Annotated in this window: 2 protein-coding genes; both read left to right on the top strand. The window is 59.8% G+C overall.

Annotation, left to right across the window (positions count from 1 at the left end):
- Window positions 1–1,023 (top strand): sigma-54-dependent Fis family transcriptional regulator (locus ABYW26_RS14555; RefSeq protein ID WP_372605634.1); only part of this gene is annotated, 1,023 nt, incomplete at its 5' end.
- A gap of 144 nt (window positions 1,024–1,167) precedes the next feature.
- A partial coding sequence (locus ABYW26_RS14550; protein ID WP_372605636.1) for a twin-arginine translocation signal domain-containing protein occupies window positions 1,168–1,289 on the top strand: 122 nt, incomplete at its 3' end.

Here is a 1,289-nt window from a genome sequence, read left to right as displayed (position 1 = left end):
GCGGATGATGGCACGATCTCGGGGGTGACGCATGGCGCGCACCGGATGATGGCCCAGTCGCTGGGCGTTGACTGGCGCACACCGGAAAGCATCATCGGACGCCCGTTCGAAGATGTGTTCGAATTCGATTTCAATGACCTTCCGTGCTTGGTGGGGGCCTCGACGCCGGGCGAGCAGGCGCTTGAGACACGGGACGGCAAAATCCTTTTCGCGGATGTAAAGGCCCCGTCGCGGCCGCACAGGGCCGCAGCGCTTCCGGGCCTGCCCGCACCGCTGGAACGTATTCATGGCGGCGACAGTCAGATGCACCGGCTGGCGACCAAGGCCGCCCGTGTCGTGGACAAGCAGCTGAGCATCATTCTGGAAGGCGAGACCGGCGTCGGTAAGGAATTCGTCGCGCAGGCCTTGCACGACTCGCGCAAGAAAAAAGGGCCCTTCGTGGCCATCAATTGTGCCGCGCTGCCGGAATCTCTGATCGAAAGCGAATTGTTTGGCTATGCCCCGAATTCGTTCACCGGCGCCCATGCGAAGGGCAAGAAGGGGCTGATCGAACAAGCCAGCGGCGGCACGCTGTTTCTGGATGAAATCGGTGACATGCCGCTTGCGCTTCAGGCACGTTTGCTGCGTGTTCTGGCCGAACGCGAGGTCATGGCCGTGGGCGCGACCAAACCGGTTTCGGTCGATATTCGGGTGGTCTCGGCCACCCACCGCAATCTGAAAGAGCTGGTCGACAAGGGGCAGTTCCGTCAGGATCTTTACTATCGCCTGAACGGTGTCGTTCTTAGCATCCCGGCGCTGCGCGACCGCGAGGATAAAGGCTGGATCATCCGTCAGGTTGCCTCGCTAGTGTCCGAAGAACAGCCTTTGCGCTTTTCCAAAAAGGCCGAGGCCGCGCTGTGCGCCTATAGCTGGCCCGGCAATGTGCGCGAGATGATCAACGTCTTCGAACTTTGCGTCGCATTGTCCGAAAGCGGTCTGGTCGAACTGGACGATTTGCCCGAACATGTGGCCTCGGCCGCCTGACGCTGTCTCATCGCTGAAAATCCTGAACCCGCGCCCGGTTTCGGCGCGGGTTTTTCTTTTTTAACCAAGTGTTAACAGAAGTTGGCACAGTCGTTGCTTATTCCTCATCGGACAAGATGGCATTTGTCCTTTTGGGAGGAAGACATGACTAAACTAATTCAGGGCGCAGGCCCTTCGCGGAGAGACTTTCTGAAAACATCGACTGCGGCCGTCGCCGCGGCTGGCATGGGGGGAGGGCTGAGCTCTTTCATCGCGTCCCCGGCATT

Source organism: Actibacterium sp. (assembly GCF_041584535.1).
GTDB lineage: Bacteria > Pseudomonadota > Alphaproteobacteria > Rhodobacterales > Rhodobacteraceae > Actibacterium_D.
Note: the sequence above shows the minus strand (reverse complement) of the source record. Positions and strands in the feature narration are given on the sequence as shown.